Origin of the sequence: Bradyrhizobium sp. LMTR 3 (assembly GCF_001693485.1) — a bacterium.
Lineage (GTDB): Bacteria > Pseudomonadota > Alphaproteobacteria > Rhizobiales > Xanthobacteraceae > Bradyrhizobium.
Window position 1 is genome coordinate 394,483 of sequence record NZ_MAXC01000033.1, and the last position, 15,070, is coordinate 409,552.

At 64.4% G+C, this 15,070-nt stretch carries 13 protein-coding genes; 6 read left to right on the forward strand and 7 right to left on the reverse strand.

Features of this window, described 5'->3' with window-relative positions:
- Positions 1–151 precede the first annotated feature (151 nt).
- Positions 152–2,449 carry a ComEC/Rec2 family competence protein gene (locus LMTR3_RS22705; protein ID WP_065747199.1) on the forward strand — a complete coding sequence of 766 codons (2,298 nt, stop codon included), beginning with the start codon at positions 152–154 and terminating at the stop codon, positions 2,447–2,449.
- A gap of 7 nt (positions 2,450–2,456) precedes the next feature.
- Here LMTR3_RS22705 and LMTR3_RS22710 read toward each other — a convergent pair whose 3' ends face one another.
- The 5 genes from LMTR3_RS22710 to LMTR3_RS22730 form a co-directional block, all read right to left on the reverse strand.
- On the reverse strand, positions 2,457–2,723 hold the full coding sequence (locus LMTR3_RS22710) for a hypothetical protein (RefSeq protein WP_502686666.1): 267 nt from the start codon (positions 2,721–2,723) through the stop codon (positions 2,457–2,459).
- A 45-nt stretch (positions 2,724–2,768) separates the two neighbouring features.
- Positions 2,769–3,191: a hypothetical protein gene (locus LMTR3_RS22715; protein WP_065747201.1), complete on the reverse strand. Its 423-nt coding sequence runs from the start codon at positions 3,189–3,191 to the stop codon at positions 2,769–2,771.
- 228 nt (positions 3,192–3,419) lie between these two features.
- Complete coding sequence (lexA, locus tag LMTR3_RS22720) at positions 3,420–4,121, reverse strand: transcriptional repressor LexA (RefSeq protein WP_065747379.1); 702 nt, start codon at positions 4,119–4,121, stop codon at positions 3,420–3,422.
- 207 nt (positions 4,122–4,328) lie between these two features.
- On the reverse strand, positions 4,329–5,540 hold the full coding sequence (locus LMTR3_RS22725) for a molybdopterin molybdotransferase MoeA (protein ID WP_065747202.1): 1,212 nt from the start codon (positions 5,538–5,540) through the stop codon (positions 4,329–4,331).
- A 13-nt stretch (positions 5,541–5,553) separates the two neighbouring features.
- Positions 5,554–6,180 carry an HAD-IA family hydrolase gene (locus LMTR3_RS22730; RefSeq protein ID WP_065747203.1) on the reverse strand — a complete coding sequence of 209 codons (627 nt, stop codon included), beginning with the start codon at positions 6,178–6,180 and terminating at the stop codon, positions 5,554–5,556.
- A gap of 155 nt (positions 6,181–6,335) precedes the next feature.
- Between LMTR3_RS22730 and LMTR3_RS22735 the strand changes: the two genes are divergently transcribed.
- The 3 genes from LMTR3_RS22735 to LMTR3_RS22745 all read left to right on the forward strand — a co-directional run bounded on the left by LMTR3_RS22735 (position 6,336) and on the right by LMTR3_RS22745 (position 9,334).
- Positions 6,336–6,641, forward strand: a complete 306-nt coding sequence (locus LMTR3_RS22735; protein ID WP_065747204.1) for a hypothetical protein — start codon at positions 6,336–6,338, stop codon at positions 6,639–6,641.
- Positions 6,642–6,692: 51 nt separating this feature from the next.
- Entirely contained in the window at positions 6,693–7,865 is a 1,173-nt protein-coding gene (locus tag LMTR3_RS22740) for an NADH:flavin oxidoreductase/NADH oxidase (RefSeq protein ID WP_065747205.1), read from the forward strand.
- A gap of 134 nt (positions 7,866–7,999) precedes the next feature.
- Positions 8,000–9,334 (forward strand): S41 family peptidase, encoded by a 1,335-nt coding sequence (locus tag LMTR3_RS22745; RefSeq protein ID WP_065747206.1) that lies wholly within the window; start codon positions 8,000–8,002, stop codon positions 9,332–9,334.
- Between the two features lie 372 nt (positions 9,335–9,706).
- Here the strand turns inward: LMTR3_RS22745 and LMTR3_RS22750 are convergent, their stop codons facing one another.
- Entirely contained in the window at positions 9,707–10,396 is a 690-nt protein-coding gene (locus tag LMTR3_RS22750) for a DUF4336 domain-containing protein (protein ID WP_065747207.1), read from the reverse strand.
- Between the two features lie 179 nt (positions 10,397–10,575).
- On the opposite strand from LMTR3_RS22750, the gene LMTR3_RS39440 reads away from it, so the two are divergent.
- A complete protein-coding gene (locus LMTR3_RS39440; RefSeq protein WP_245319971.1) occupies positions 10,576–11,691 on the forward strand; it encodes a hypothetical protein in 1,116 nt (371 codons plus the stop codon).
- 202 nt (positions 11,692–11,893) lie between these two features.
- Positions 11,894–12,196, forward strand: coding sequence for a hypothetical protein (locus LMTR3_RS22760; RefSeq protein ID WP_141686759.1), 303 nt, complete (start codon positions 11,894–11,896; stop codon positions 12,194–12,196).
- Between the two features lie 41 nt (positions 12,197–12,237).
- Here LMTR3_RS22760 and LMTR3_RS22765 read toward each other — a convergent pair whose 3' ends face one another.
- Positions 12,238–14,964 carry a bifunctional diguanylate cyclase/phosphodiesterase gene (locus LMTR3_RS22765; RefSeq protein WP_065747210.1) on the reverse strand — a complete coding sequence of 909 codons (2,727 nt, stop codon included), beginning with the start codon at positions 14,962–14,964 and terminating at the stop codon, positions 12,238–12,240.
- Positions 14,965–15,070: the final 106 nt, after the last annotated feature.

A 15,070-nucleotide genomic window follows, 5' to 3' on the forward strand; every position in this document is an offset into this window, starting at 1 on the left:
TCTTTGTCCTGATTCCGGTTCAATCCATAGCGTTCGACTGTAACTCCAGCCGGCGTGCATTTCTTCAGGTTTCTGCTTCCGTTCCGCTAGCGGGCTGAATACAGCGTCCGGTAGTCTTGCGGTCTCCACGAGATCGTAAGGTGTAGGCTCGGTGGCGGAGCAGGGCGACACGTCGGGCCGAAAACGGGGCTATGCCGGCACTTGGCCGCCGCGCGCTGCGGCGCCGGTCGGCGGCATTTTGCCATCGCGTCCCGAGTTCTGGCCGCCACTGATCGAAACCCTGCGCGCATGGGCGCGCGCGGAAGCCGGCGCCGGCCGCTTGCTGCCGTGGGTACCGGTCGCATTCGGTACCGGCATCGCGTTTTACTTCGCCGCCGATCATGAGCCGGTGCTGTCGGTGGCTGCCATTGTGGCGATCGCGCTGTGCGCGGTGGCGGTTCTGTTGCGGCGGCAGAAATTCTTTCCCGCCGCGGTGATGATCGCGGCCGTCGCCGCGGGCTTTGCGATAGCGACCTGGAAGACCGCGCGGATCGCGCATGGCGTGCTGGCGCGGCCGATGTTTTCGGTGTCGCTGACGGGTTTTGTCGAGACGCGCGACATTCGTGAGCGCACCGACCGTTTTGTCCTTCGTGTCGTCACCATGGAAAGCGCGCGCGGAACGACGAATCTGGAGCGCGTACGGCTCTCGTTAAGGAAGGGCACGGCCCCGCCGGTCGGTAGCTTCGTTGAATTGAAGGCGCGGCTATTGCCGCCGCTCGCGCCGGTGCGGCCGGGCAGCTACGATTTCAGCCGCGACATGTTTTTCGCCGGCATCGGGGCCTCCGGCTTCGTGATGGGCGCGATCAAGACCACCGAGCCGCCAGCCGCGGGCGGCGGGCTCCGCCTGCGTTATTCGGCCGTGATGCAAGGCCTGCGCGATACGATCGATGCGCGGATCAGGACCACGCTGGAAGGCGACAAGCGCGCGATTGCGACCGCCCTGTTGACCGGGCGGCGCGATGCGATCTCGCCACCGGTGAACGACGCGATGTTCATCTCCGGTCTCGGCCATGTGCTATCGATCTCCGGCTACCACATGGCCGTCGTCGCCGGCGTCGTGTTTTTCGCGGTCCGGGCGCTGTTGGCGCTGTTTCCCGTGCTCACGGTCGGCCAGCCCATCAAGAAGTGGGCGGCGGCGGCGGCCCTCGTTGCCGCTGCGTTCTATTTGCTGCTGTCGGGCGCCGAGGTCGCGACGCAAAGATCGTTTTTCATGACGGCCGTGGTGCTGATCGCCGTCATGGTCGATCGCCGCGCGATTACGTTTCGCACACTCGCGGTCGCCGCCCTGATCGTGCTCACGGTCGCGCCGGAAGCGCTGGTGCATCCCAGCTTTCAGATGTCGTTTGCGGCAACGCTCGGGCTGGTGGCGCTGGTGCAGATCGGCATGCCGCGCCTGTTCGCGACGGCGGATCATACCGCAACGGCGCGCGTGGCGCTGTGGGGCGGCCGCGAAGTCACCATGCTGTTGCTGGCCTCGTTTGTGGCGGGGCTTGCGACCATGCCTTACGCCGCCTTTCACTTTCACCGGGTCACGCCTTACGGCGTGCTAGCCAACCTCGCGGCGATGCCGGTGGTCTCCGCGCTCGTGATGCCGGCGGGCCTGCTCGGCCTCGTCGCGATGCCGTTCGGCTTCGATCGACTGTTCTGGGCGGTCATGGGCCTCGGCATCGACTGGATGATTGCGGTGACGCAATGGGTCGCGGCGTTACCCGGCGCGGTCGGCCGGGTGCCGGCCTTCGGCATCGGACCGCTGATTGCGGCGAGCCTCGGCATCATCCTGCTCGGCCTGTTGCGCACGCCGTTGCGCTGGTCGGGTGCGGCGCTGGTACTATCAGCGGCGCTCTGGGCGGCGAGGGTGCCGCAGCCTGATATCCTGATTTCCGCCGACGGGCGCAATGTCGGGGTGCGCGGCCAGGATGGCCGGCTGCATTTGATGCACGCGGCCAAGGGGTCTCGGGACGTCTTCCTCTTGAAGGAGTGGCTGGCGGCGGATGCGGACGCGCGAACCGCGGCTGACGCCTCGCTCACGTCAGGCGTCTCATGCGACGATCTTGGCTGCGTGGTGCAAGCCGTCGGCGGCGGCCTGATCGCGCAGGCGCTCAGGCCCGAGGCGTTTTCGGACGATTGCGAGCGCGCGGCAATCATTGTGACGCTGCGGCAGGCGCCCGCATCATGCGCGGCTTCGATCATCGATGCCGAACGGCTGCGGCGGCAGGGCGCCATGGCGTTGCGGCGTAGCCGCGAGGGATTTGTCGTCGAGGCGGTCAAGCCGAGGAGGATCGACCGCCCATGGTCGCCGGCCATAGCCGACGCAGGCGAAACAGACGCCACCGTGCTTGCGCCGCGCGTCGTGCCACCGCGCAGCGTCGATGCCACGCCGGCCGAGGCAGACCTTCAGGCGGAGGAGTAGACGGGCGTCAAAGCTCGTCGACCGTGGGCTTGGCTGGTATTTCGAACGCGCCGAGATGGAATTCCTCGGGCGCATCGGGCGCTGACGGCAGAGCGACCAGCGTAAACGATGCGTCGGGGAATTGCTGCCAGATTGCGAGATCTTCGGCCGTGATGGTGAGCCAGCCGTACCTGAACATGTACCGCCCGGGCTCAGTGACGCGCCCGGCTTTTTGCCACGTAACCTTGTTGACCACCGACTGCCCCCCGGTGCCGAGTTCTGAAAAATGTACCACCCTGATCCGCCGGCCTGGACCGGCGGATCATATGCGCGTGGGCGTTTATCCGGTCACGATCGATTCGGCCGGAGGCGCTTCCGTCACCTTCGGCGCGCGTTCGCCACCGGTCTGGACCACCGGCAATTGCAGCACGGTCGCGCGCTGGCCTTCGCAAAGCTGCGTCACCAGCACATGGCTTCCGTCGGGAAATTCGATCGCATCATGGTGACGGTCGGAGATATGGGGGTCGATTTGATTGAACTTGCCGACCCGCCAGTCGGTGGTTCGAGTCCAGATCCACCGGTTGTCGTATTTGACGTCCTCAGCGAACGCCAGTTCGGTGCCGGGAAGCATGCAGACCGCCACTGCAGGCTCGCGTTCCGACGCAAAGCCGCGGGTCGATGTACCGCGGAATGTCGTGGTGATCAGCGTCTCGCCGACCTCGGCAGGCCGCGTAGCCACAGCATGCAGGCTATAGTCACACATCGGATGGCTCCCTCGTTTGAGATAGCTGACCCGTGTCTAGAAGGAGGCACAGGCCTCTATCAGAGTGGACATGGCGCAGAGCCTTTTCTCGTTTCTGGGCAATTCTGCGACTGGCGCACTGCGCCACATTCACAAACGCGCTAACGGGCGTTGGTTCCACACGTGCAACAAAAAACCCCGGCCGCGGGCCGGGGCTCTTTTCCGTCACGGCCCGGACGGCATAGCGGGTCAGTATTTGCGGTAGAGCCCGATCAGCTTGCCCTGAATCCGGACCCGGTTCGGCGGCAGGATGCGGACTTCGTAGGCGGTGTTGGCGGGCTCGAGCGCAATCGAGGCGCCGCGGCGGCGGAAGCGCTTCAGCGTCGCTTCCTCCTCGTCGATCAGCGCCACGACGATGTCGCCGGTGTCGGCGGTTTCGTTGCGTTGGATCAGCGCCATGTCGCCGTCGAGAATGCCCGCGTCCACCATGGAATCGCCGCGCACTTCGAGCGCATAATGTTCGCCGGAGCCGAGCATATCAGGCGGTACGCTGATGGTGTGGCTGCGAGTCTGCAGCGCCTCGATCGGCGTACCGGCGGCAATCCGGCCCATGACAGGCACGGCGACCGGGCGATTGCCGTCGTCCTCGGCGGCCGGCGCGCCCACCGTGCGCTTGCCGAGCGTGCCCTCGATGACGCTCGGCGTGAAGCCGCGGCGGCTGTTGGCGGCGGCTGCGAGCTCGGGCAGCTTGATGACTTCGATGGCGCGTGCGCGGTTGGGCAGACGGCGGATGAAGCCGCGCTCCTCCAGTGCCGTGATGAGGCGGTGGATTCCGGATTTCGAGCGCAGATCGAGCGCGTCCTTCATCTCGTCGAAAGAGGGCGGCACGCCGGCCTCTTTCAGCCGTTCATTGATGAAACGCAGAAGTTCATACTGTTTGCGCGTAAGCATCGCGAGCAATCCCCCGGTTGGCGTCGTCTCGTTCCGAATCTTCAGAGCCCTGACCGTGGAGTCCCCAAACTCCCAATCAAAGACACTAGCAGTCGAAACAAATCATGAACGGACACTATATGTTCGATATGTGTTCCGCAACCACTTAATTTCAGGTGAACGCATTGCGGTTCCGGCACCAGGGGCTGTTGGAGCGCCATTCGGGCGTCATTCCGGCAGCCGGAGCAGCTCGCAACGCGATCCCTTTGCGGCAGCCGGCGCGAACGGCGGACGTATCACAAGTGCACGTGCCGCAGCGAGATTCCCTAATAGCGACGAGTCCTGATGGTTCACCGGCACGGCGACCAGCGCGCCGTCGTCGCGCGCTTCGAGACTGGCGCGAAGATAGTCTTCGCGCTGGTCGTTGGCGGCGAGATCGCAGCCGAGCAGGGCGTTTTCGCGCGGATGATGGATGGTATCGCGGCCCGATAGAGCGCGAATCAGCGGCACCAGAAACAGGAAGCCGCAGACATAGGAGGAGACGGGATTGCCGGGCAGGCCGATCACCCGCATCGCCTCCAGCCTGCCATGCATCATCGGCTTGCCCGGCCGCATCGCGATCCGCCAGAACGCCATGGCGATGCCCTCGGCCTCCAGCGACCGCTTGACGAGGTCGTGGTCGCCGACCGAGGCGCCGCCGATGGTGATCAGGATGTCCGCGTCGGCCTTGCGGGCACGGCGGATGCCTTCCGTGGTCGCGGCGACGGTGTCGGCGGCGATCCCGAGGTCGATGATTTCTGCCCCCTCGGCCCGCGCCAGCGCCCGCAAGCCGTAGCCATTGGAATAGACGATCTGGCCGGGGCTCGGGGTTGCGCCCGGCATCACCAGTTCGTCGCCAGTCGCCAGCATCGCAACTTTCGGGCGACGGTGCACCGCAAGTTCGGGGTAGTTCATGCCGGCGGCGAGCGAGAGGTCGCGGTCGGTGAGGCGGCGCCCGCGTTTGAGGAGGACGTCGCCTTCGCGGAAATCGACGCCCGCCGCGCGGATATGCCGCCCCGGGACGGCTGCTTCCGTGATGGTGATATGATCGCCCTCGACGCCAGTGTCTTCCTGGATGATGACAGCGTCGGCGCCATCGGGGATCACGCCGCCGGTAAAGATCCGCACCGCTTCGCCTTTGCCGACCTTCCGCTCGAACGGGCGGCCTGCGGCGACCTCGCCGATCACCTTCAGCCGTGCGCTGACATCGGCGGCGTCAGCCGCGCGCACCGCATAGCCGTCCATCGCCGACATCGCCTGCGGCGGCTGCGTCCGCTTTGCTGCGACGTCGCGTGCGAGAATGCGGTGATACGCGTCGTCGAGCGCCACCAATTCGTCGGGCAGGGGATCGGCGCCCGCAAGGATGGCGGACAATGCATCGGCAACCGGCATCAACGCCACGGGCAGACCTCCCTCAAATTCCAAGTCCGGTCAGTGCCCTCGCCACGTCATCCGTCGATGTCACGTGGATGGCAGAAAGGCCGCGCGCCCGCGCACCTTCAATATTGGCAGCCGAGTCGTCGAAGAACAGGATCCGCGACGCCGGCACGCCGATCGCTTTTACCACATGATCATAGGCTTCGGCGTCGGGTTTGCGCAAACCGATGCTGGAGGACAGGTATATCTGGCGGAAATGGCCGAGCACATCCGCATAGGCCTGCGAAAAATGGGTGACATGGGCCGGATTGGTGTTGGAAAAAGCATAGAGCGGCAGGCGTTTTGCTGCACGCGCCAGCAGCGGCGAAATTCCGGGCATCTCGCCGGTGAAGATCGCGTTCCAGCCTTCCAGGAACTGCGCGTCGGTGATGCCGATGCCGAGCGACTGGCGCAGGCTCGAAAAGAACGCCGCATCGTCGATCCTGCCGGTCTCGTGGTGCTTGAAACTGTCGTCCACCACAAAGCGTCCGGCGAGGTCGGCAGGCGCGCAGCCGGCATACCCAGCCCAGCACGTCATTACCTGATCGAAACTGATATCGAGCACGACACGGCCGAGGTCGAACAGCAGGGCATCGACGGAATGGGGCACTGGCGGCGAATTCATGGCAGTCGTTTACAAAACCGGACCGGCCTCGGCAACGGCCACGGCGATTTGCGTCGCAGCCCAATCCGGCGCTTAAGCCCGTACGCAGGCTGTGCTAAGGCTTGGGGCCAGTTTCTTGGGCCAATTTCTCGGGCCAATTTTCAGGGAGTAGTCGCATGCAAGTTGTTGGCAGGATCCTGGGCGTTGTCGCCGTGATCGCATTGTTGGCCGGCCCCGCCTGGGGCCAACAAGCCCGTCCTCCCGCATATGGCGAGACCGACAAGGACAAGACGCCCGCGGAAAAGGCGGCGGAGAAGGAGGCCGAGCGGGCCTACCGGAGGTCGCTCGGCAATATCCCCGAGCAGCAGAAGAGCTCCGACCCCTGGGGAACGATGCGGGGCGACAGTGCGCAGCCGAAAGCCGCCGCCAAGGCGCCGGCAGCGAAGTCAAAGGCCAAATCCGCCGAAGGCGCTGCAAAGTAGAACTTCCCGGCACCATGTCGGGACAATGATGTCCGCGAGGCTAAGGAAATCATGACGGAAACGCTGCTGTTTTCCCCGATGACGATCCGCGGCGTCACGCTGAAGAACCGCATCGTGGTGCCGCCGATGCATCAATATTCGGCCGTCAAGGGTTTTCCGACCGACTGGCACCTGATGAACGCCGGCAAGTTCGCCGCCGGCGGCGCCGGCCTTGTCGTGGTGGAATCGACCAAGGTCGAGCGGCGCGGCTGCGGCACCGTCGGCGATCTCGGCATCTGGAACGACAAATTCGTCGAGCCGCTCGGCCGCCTCGTCAAATTCATCAAGCAGCAGAACGCGGTCGCCGGCATCCAACTCGGCCATTCCGGCCGCAAGGCGCGCGCGACGCGGCCGTGGGAGGGCGACCGCCCGCTGCAGCGGACCCCCGACATCGAGGATTGGGACGCGTGGCCGCCAGTGGCGCCGAGCGCGATCGCTCATAGCGAGAAATGGCCGGTGCCGCGCGCGCTTGAAACAGGTGAGGTGAAAGATCTCGTACAGGCCTGGGGGCAGGCGGCGCGCCGCGCGCATGAGGCAGGCTTTGACGTGCTGGAGCTGCACGGCGCCCATGGTTATCTCGTGCACGAGTTCCTGTCGGAGCGCGCCAATCAGCGCACGGACGAATACGGCGGCTCCGAAGCCAACCGCATGCGCTTCCTGATCGAGGTGACGGAAGCCGTGCGCGCGCATTGGCCCGACCGCAAGCCGCTGTTCGTCCGCCTGTCGGTCGAGGACAACGCCGGCTGGGGACCGGAACAGAGCGCGCGGCTGGCCAAAATTCTCAAGACAAAAGGCGTCGACGTCATCGATTGTTCATCCGGCGGCATCACCGAGGCGGCGCCCATCCTGGGCAAGGAAATCAAATACAGCTATCAGGTGCCCCTGTCGGAATATGTCAGGCGCCATGCCGACATGATGACGATGGCGGTCGGCCTCATCATCCACGGCGACCAGGCCGAGCAGATCCTGCGCGACGGGCAGGCCGATTTGATCGCCGTGGGCCGGGAAATCCTCAACAATCCCAATTGGCCGATGGACGCCGCGCTGAAACTGGGCGTCGAGGCGCCGTTCCGCAACGTTCCCCCGCAATTCGGCTACTGGCTGGGCACCCGCGCCAAGCGCGGTTTTGGAACCCGCCCCTCCACCTGGCAAAACGGGTTGCAGGAGGCCGACAAGGCCTCCTGAAGAACGACCGCATTGTGCCCCGGGTCGCGTGCCTTGATCCGACCAAAAAGCCATTGTGAGTTGGCGGGGCCGGGACAGGGCGCCGATTCACAAGGGATGGTGTGGCGTCCGTAGAGATAGAGGGACGCTCCACGATGCGCAGGAAATTTGCCTTTCTTCTCGGCACGGTGACGGGCGCGTGTCTGACTGCTCTCGTGATCGGACCTCAAGGGGCGCATCTGGTGGCGGCGGCCAAGGCCGCGGCCCGTTCCGACACCTACACCCAGCTCAATTTGTTCGGCAATGTGTTCGAGCGCATCAAGACGAGCTACGTCGAGAAGCCGGACGATTCCAAGCTGATGGAAGGCGCCATCAACGGCATGATCTCGGCGCTCGATCCTCATTCGCGGTACATGAATGAGAAGGGCTGGAGCGACATGCAGGAGACCACCCATGGCGAGTTCGGCGGGCTCGGCATCGAGGTGACGATGGAAGACGGCCTCGTCAAGGTAGTCACGCCGATCGACGATACGCCTGCGGCCAAGGCCGGCATGCTGTCGGGCGACGTGATCACCCAGATCGACGACGAGGTCATCCAGGGCATGACCCTCGAACAGGCGGTGGGCCGGATGAAGGGCCCCGCCAACAGCAAGATCCGCCTCAAGGTCGTGCGCAAGGGGGCCGCCGCGCCGATCGACGTCGCCATTGTGCGCGAGATCATCCGGGTGCGGCCGGTCCGCTTCAAGGCCGACGGCGGCGACATCGGTTACATCAGGATCACCCGCTTCAACGAGCAGACCACCGACGGCTTGAAGAAGGCGATCGCCAGCATTTCGAAGGAAATTCCGCCGGAGAAACTAACGGGCTATGTGATCGACCTCCGCAACAATCCCGGCGGGTTGCTCGACCAGGCGGTGTCGGTGTCGAGCACCTTCATGAACCGGGGCGAGGTGGTCTCGACGCGCGGCCGCACTTCGGAGGAAACCCAGCGTTTTACTGCACGCGGCGGCGACATCACCAAGGGCAAGCCGCTGGTCGTGCTGATCAACGGCGGCTCGGCTTCGGCGTCCGAAATCGTGGCAGGTGCCTTGCGCGACCACAAGCGCGCTACGCTGATCGGCACGCGCACCTTCGGCAAGGGCTCGGTGCAGACCATCATCCCGCTCGGGCACGGCAACGGCGCGCTGGCGCTGACCACGGCGCGCTACTTCACGCCCTCGGGCCGCTCGATCCAGGCCCAGGGCATCGCGCCCGACGTCGAGGTGCTGCAGGACGTGCCGGATGAACTCAAGGGCCGCACTGAGCTGAAGGGCGAAGCCTCGATGCGCGGCCACCTTGCTGCCGAAGGCGCCGAGCAGACCGGCTCGCAAGCCTATGTCCCGCCGAACGAAAAGGACGACAAGGCGCTCAACGCCGCGTTCAACCTGCTGCGCGGCGGCACTGTGAACGCGAACGCGGTCACGGCCGCGAAGCGGGCAGTGCCGAATTAAAGCTTGGTGAAATTAGGTTTGCTTGCGACCACGAAGAAGGTGCGCTCCCTCTCCCGCTTGCGGGGGAGGGCTGGGGTAGGGGGTGTCTCCGCGGGCGACACTGCCCGTGTGGAGAGAGCCCCCACCCGGCGCTTCGCGCCGACCTCCCCCGCAGGCGGGAGAGGTGAAGCGCGTCTGCGGCCCAGTCGATCTAACCATGCTCTAGACTCAGAACCCGCCGCTTCATTGCGAGGCGCGAAGCGACGACCGCGTCCACCGTAGCTCGAAGAGCGTAGGCGGAAGCAATCCATATATCCGCAAACGGAGAGGTGGATTGCTTCGCGGCGCCTGTCATCCGGGACTTCGGTTGTTCTCGCCACTTGTGCTGCTGAATCACGCGATCAACCAGCCAAAAGCACGGCGCAGGTAAGCTCCGGCATCCTGCTCTATTGGTGTTCCGTGGGCCATCAGCACCTTCTCGGCGGGCCATGCGAGAATGTGGCGCAGCGAGTCTCGCGCGACGCGGCGGTTGGCAAAAGCGACGCGAAACTTGCGCGGCACAGACGGCTCAAGCCCCGTCATGAGGTCCAGTTTCGCTACGACAGCTCGCCAGCCGGAGAGCCGATCGGCAGGGATCTGCTGGATCAGATCGGTAAAGAGCACGGTGCCGCTCTTGAAATGAAAGAATACGGCCTCCGTAGTGATCAGGTTGCCGTGCACCAGAACCTGATCGATCTCCCCGATCCAATCCGCACTGGGCGCGCTTCCGAGATCAGCATCAAATATTATGTCCTCGCGTTTCCTTCGCAATCCGGGCGGGGCGTAAACCTTGGCGCTGGGGTAGGCGTGCTTCCACTCTTGAAGAAACAAGTGATGAAGTGAATTTGGCGCAACGATGTGCCGTACTTGACCGATAGCATCCACTTCTGCACGCAGGCCATCCGTGAGATGTATCGGCGACCAGATGAAGAGGCCGTCGTCTGATAGACCTATTGCGGCCATCCGAGTCGGGTAATGAAATCCAGCTACTGCAACGTCCGGTCCGTCCGCAGTCCAGATCTTCTGACCGAATTCCTTCAACATAACTGATCTAACTCAATTATAGCGAGCCGGATCATTATCCCTGTTTTTGAACTCCAGGGCGACAAAAGGTACCGTCAAGACGCGCATAGCGATCCGCAAGCAACGCCACTTTTTTGAAACTCGATCTCCATCCATTCGTAGCTCGCGCCAAACACCATGCGCGTTCGAACGGAGCAGTCATGTCGAGAAGATGGATTTTGCCGGCCCTGATCTTGTCCCTTGGTTCGGGTGGAGCCCTGCAGGCCAATCCGCTGGATTCACCCGGCATCGTCTATATCGACGGGCTGCCATGCAACCGCGCGTGCCAGTCCTACATGGCCTGGTCCGATCAGGCATTGTCTGCCCGGCACCGCGCGGTTCGCGAGACTGATATCGCGGTGCCGGCTGAGGCCGAAACTGCAAGACCAGAACATGCCAGTCCCGCACGCGTAGCGAGGCAGGGCGCACCCGTTTCCCGGGCCACGCCGCGCGGCAGCAAGGCGGCCTCCAATACGAGGCCGTCAACCGCCAAAAAGGCAGCCGCTCCCGCTCTCGCAGCAGCCAGGAAGAACATTCCGGCGGCCACGGCGCCAGTGGCTCGCGAAAAGGCCGTCGCAGGTGGCCAGCCGCCGGAGCGCAAATTGGAAATCCCTGATAGCCCCGAGACCAGCCAGGCAGCCGCCGTCGCTGCGTCGCAGCCTGCGGAGACTCCCAAGTCGGAGGTGAAGTCGGAGGTCAAATCCGAGGTCGCCCTGCCGCCAGCCACGCTCGAAATCGCCGCGACGCCTGCCACGCCCGAGGCGACTGCGTTGCCTTCCTCGGCCGGCGTTGCTCCCGCTCCGGCCTCGCGAACGATACAGCAGCAGCTTGTGGAAGCGACGGGCATGGCCGATCTCGTCACGGCGATCGGGACGGGGCGGGAAGCGGCCAGTAAATCGGACAATCCGGAAGCAGCACCCGCCGACGTGAGCGATACCAACAAAGCGGCATCCGCAGCGCCAGACGAGCCGGACAATCTGGTCGCGCTCGTCCTGGCGCGTCCAGAGATCAATTCGCTGTCCGACCTGAACAACAAGAGCATTGCGATCGAGGAGAAGCAGTCCGCTTCCAGCGGACGCGTCAGCGCCGCGTTGATGGCGGCGGGAGCCGCGGAAGTCCAGTTCAGCGAAGGCGAGCGAGGGGCGATCGACCGGCTGATCAGCGGCGAAGTCCCGGCCGCGGTCCTGACACTGGCGTCGCGCCAAGCCGCCGAGGGGTTTCCCGATATCGAAGGCTTCAGGACGTTTCGGATACCTCTCGCACAGGCGCGACTCTAGACGTCGTAGCGTAGCCCGGATGAGCGGCTTGTCCGCCGTAGCTCGAAGAGCGAAGGCGGAAGCGACATCCGGGTTTGGCTTGTTCCCGCATATCGCGGCGCTCATGCGGGTACTTGCTACGGCCCTTTCTCCTTCGCAATTCGACCGGGAAACCATCTCCCTCTCGCGCGTTGTGCGGAGGAGAGCCACAGGAGGATAGCTCATGCGAACCTCAGTTCTCGCGATGATGGTCGCTTTTGGAACCGCGCTCACCATGCCGGCACTGGCCCAGCAGTCGACCGCGCCTGGCCAGCAGGAGGTGCAAACCGACAAACAGATGCAGGAGGAAGCGGATAAGGGAATCAAGACCCGCGACTCCGGACAATCCGGCCTTGTTAGCGAACAGGAAACGCCCGGTGCTTCCGCACATCCGCCGGGACAACCCAATCCGAGCAGCCAAACGACGGGTTCGGCCCCTGATACGGGTGGCAGGCAGGGAACTGCGCCTGATAGCAGTCCGCGTTAGCCCTGAGTTTCAGCAAGGGATGGTCGGACCGACGTGCGGCCCTACGCAGTGCCGGCTTCGTTCTTGCGCTTGCGCCCCATGCGTCCTGCATCAGGGCGCTGCCGATGATCAGATAGCATCGGCCTGATCTCCGCCGCCGGCTTCGGCGCGCTGAACAGGTAGCCCTGCATTTCCGAACAGCCGAGTTCGCGCAGCAAGTCGCGCTGCTGTTCGGTCTCGACGCCTTCGGCCGTCGTCGTCATGTGACGTTCGGCGGCGATGTTCACCACCGCCTCCACGATGCAGGACGAGCCTTCCGGCCCGGCGATATCGGTGATGAAGCAGCGGTCGATCTTGATCTTGTCGAACGGAAAACGCTGCAGATAGCTCAGCGAGGAATAGCCGGTGCCGAAATCGTCGAGCGCGATGCGAACCCCGATGGCGCGGAGGTCGTGCAGGACGGCGAGCGCGGCCTCGTCATCTCTGATCAGCACGGCTTCGGTGATCTCGAGCTCCAGCCGGCTCGCCGCGAGGCCCGATGCGGCGAGCGCCGCCATCACTTTCAGCGGAAGCGTGCCGCTCCTGAATTGAATCGGCGAGACGTTGACCGCGAGCCTGATATCGCCGGGCCAGGTCGCGGCCTCCTTGCAGGCGGTGGTCAGCACCCATTCGCCGAGCTGGTTGATCAGACCGGTGTCCTCTGCGAGCGGCACGAACTCGGCGGGCGAAATCATGCCGCGCTGCGGATGGCGCCAGCGCACCAGCGCCTCGCAGCCGGTGATCGCGTTGGTCTGCAGGCTCAGACATGGCTGGTAATAGACCTCGAAGCCGCCGTCGACGAGCGCCTGGCGCAGGTCCATTTCCAGGCTGCGGCGGGCGCGGACCTCGGCTTCCATGTCCGGTTCGAAGAAGCGATAGGTGCGGCGGCCGGCGGCCTTGGCGGCGTACATCGCCAGATCCGCGTTCTTCAGGATCTGGTCGATATCGGAGCCGTCTTGCGGCGCGAGCGCAATGCCGATGCTGGCGTCGGTGGTGACCTGATGGCCGAGGCATTGATAGGGCGAGCGGATCGCCCCGAAGATGCGGCTGACGAGCTTCATCACGTCGTCGATATCGTCGATCCCGGTCTGCACGATGGCGAATTCGTCGCCGCCGAGCCGGGCGACGAAATCGGATCTCCGCGTGCAGGCGGCGAGGCTGGCCGCGACCGATTTCAGGAGCTCGTCGCCGATCATGTGGCCGAGCGAATCGTTAACGCTCTTGAATTCGTCGATGTCGATATAGAGCACTGCCAGTGGCCGGTTCGGCGCGACGTAAGACAATTCGCGCTTGAGCCGCTCGTGGAACAGGGTGCGGTTCGGCAGATCGGTCAGCGCGTCGTAATGGGCGAGGTGAGTGATGCGCTCCTCGGCGCGCCGCCGCTCGGTGATGTCTTCATGGGTCGCCAGCCATCCGCCGTCCGCCACCGGTTCGTTGACGACCTGGATCGAGCGCCCGTCGGGCGTCGAGATGACCATGACGTTGCGGCGCGCGATGTCGCGCAGCACCATCTCGACATAGTGATCGATGTCGCCGACGAACGAGCCGGTCTCCTTGCGATGGGAGATCACCTCGCGGAAGCTGCAACCCGGCTTCACGACATCGGCCGACAGGCCGTACATTTCGAGGTATCGCCTGTTGCAGATGATGAGCTGCCGCTTTGCATCGAACAGCAACAAGCCCTGCGTCATGTTGTTGACGGCGGTGTCGAGACGCTGCTTTTCCAGCGTCAGCCGCTGCTTGGATGCGCGGTGTTGATAGGAAAGCTTGCGGACAACGAGAAACAGCAGGGCGGCGATCGCCAGCACGGAAAACCCGGTGACGGCGATCAGGATTCCGATCTGCTCGCGCAAGTCGGCCAGCGCGGCCGATGTCGTGATCGAGGCGACGATCAGAAGCGGAAAATTGGTGAGCGCGCGGGACGCGATCAGCCGGTCCTCGCCGTCGATCGGGCTGGTGAGGCGCGAGGTGCTGCGGGGCAGCTCGAAGACCTGCCGCTGGGCGGCCGGACCGGTCCTGAAGTTCTTGCCGACCAGCTCTGCCACATGCGGATAACGGGCCAGCAGCGTGCCGTCGCTGTGGTGCATGGCGATGGAGGCGCCGGGACCGAGGGCTACGGTTGCGAAGAACTTTTCGAAATGGACGGGTTCGATGCCCCGGCCGATGACGCCGAGCAATTCGCCTTTCGGCCCGGTGATCTTGCGCGCGATCACGGTGGTCCAGGCGCCGGTGATGCGGCTGTAGACCGGCTCGACCAGCATCTCCGGCGATTGTGGGCCGGACTTGAATGTTCTGAAGAAAGCGCGGTCCGCCGAGTTGACCGGCGGCGGCGGCCAGGCGGCCGACGCATTGATCAGATTGCCTTCGGCGTCGAAGATGTTGATGCCGCCGACATAGGACAGCGCGTCGATCTTGGATTTCAGGATGAGATGGATGTCATGGCCGGACATCCGGCGCTTGTAGTTCTCGAGCGTGGCGATCCCGCTCGAACGCATGAACGCGATCAGGTCCCTCTGAACGACTTGAAAATCCTCGAGCTGCTGGTCGAAATGGCGGGCGAGCAGCAGCACGGTGTTTTCCAGTTCGCGTTCGCTATTGCGCAGCGCGCGCTCGCGAAAATTGCCGGCCATGATGGTCGCGCCGATCGCGATGGTGGCGATCAAGAGCGTGCCGCCCAGGATCAACCAGCGGATCGGGCCGCCGCGAAAGGCGAACGCGATCCTCAATGATTTGGTGCCGGTTGAAACCATGGAACGCGATCGCGGCCGGGAAATGAACTGCCGGAAGCGGCGTTCTCCCAAACCCGGCCGATAGATTCGATACCGCGCCGAGATGGAGTTGACGTTAGGAAGTCTG